At 59.6% G+C, this 1,258-nt stretch carries 1 protein-coding gene; it reads left to right on the top strand.

Features of this window, described 5'->3' with window-relative positions:
• Nucleotides 1-81 precede the first annotated feature (81 nt).
• Nucleotides 82-1,229 (top strand): IS3 family transposase gene (locus INT40_RS20350; RefSeq protein WP_193096870.1). Its coding sequence is split into 2 segments (ribosomal slippage): nt 82-346 and nt 346-1,229, totalling 1,149 coding nucleotides; the frame shifts between segments, so codons are not numbered across the junction.
• Nucleotides 1,230-1,258 lie beyond the last annotated feature (29 nt).

Genomic DNA, 1,258 nt, shown 5'->3' with positions numbered 1-1,258 from the left:
TGGTTGGGTCCCCGAGTAGGAGTCCGGTGACTATGTGAGTTTCGCATCCGATAATGGATGCAAGGAGGAAATTCACAGATCATGGCACGTAGACATACCCCGGATCAGGTCATCGCGAAAGTGCGTCAGGGCCAGAAGATGCTCAATGAAGGTCGCCCGATGGTCGAGGTCATCAAGGAGCTGCAGATCACCGAGGCGACCTGGTATCGGTGGCTTCAGCAGTACGGGTCCGAGAAGAACGCCACGCAGACCAAAGCGGTCAAGGACCTCGAGAAAGAAAACGCCCGATTGAAGAAGCTGGTGGCGGAAAAGGAACTGGCCATCGACATTTTGAACGAGGTGGCGCGGGGAAAATTCTGAGCCCCGAACCACGCCGCCGCGCCGTCCGCATGGCGCAGGAGAAGTTCGGGGCCTCGGAGCGGTTCGCCTGCAAAGTTCTGGGGCAGAACCGGTCCGCGTTGCGTCAGGGTCAACCGGAGGTCAGCTTCGAGGAAGCGCAGTTGCGCTCTGATTTGCGGACCATTGCCGGGAAGTATCCGGCATGGGGCTGGCGCAAGGCGCGCTGGCACCTGCTTCGGCAGACGGCCTGGGTTGGCGTGGCGCTCAATAAGAAGCGCGTACGCCGACTCTGGCGGGTCGAGGGGCTGACCTGCAAACCCGAGGCGCGCAAGAAGCGCCGCACCGGGCCCGACGCCGGGGCAGAGAAGCGGTTGAGGGCCGAGTACCCGATGCACGTGGTCAGCTTCGACTTCCAGTCCGATGTGACGTCCTGCGGGCGGCATATCCGGTTCTTCAACGTGATTGATGAATACACCCGCACCGCTTTGGCAATCATCCCGCGGCGGTCCTTCACCGCCACCGATGTGGTCGCTGTCCTCGAGGACGTCATCGCTGAAACCGGTGTGGTCCCGACCTATGTCCGTAGCGATAATGGGCCGGAATTCACCGCCGCTGCGCTGATCGATTGGTGTGCTACCGCAGGTGTGGAGACTGCGTTTATCGATCCTGGATCGCCGTGGCAGAACGGGTTCGCTGAATCGTTCAATGCTCAATTTAGAAGGGAACAACTGACCGGAGAAATCATGGACACGATGGCCGAGGCCAAATACTTGGCCGACGAATGGAAAGGCATCTATAATCATGAACGGCCCCACGGATCCCTCGACGGATTAACACCGTCGAGATGCTGGGAACGCTGGAGTGCAGAGAACCAATTAGCTATCGCATAGCCGCTGGACTGCTAACAGGGGCCCAATCA

Origin of the sequence: Brevibacterium sp. FME17, assembly GCF_014897515.1 — a bacterium.
Taxonomy (GTDB): Bacteria; Actinomycetota; Actinomycetes; order Actinomycetales; family Brevibacteriaceae; genus Brevibacterium.
Note: the sequence above shows the minus strand (reverse complement) of the source record. Positions and strands in the feature narration are given on the sequence as shown.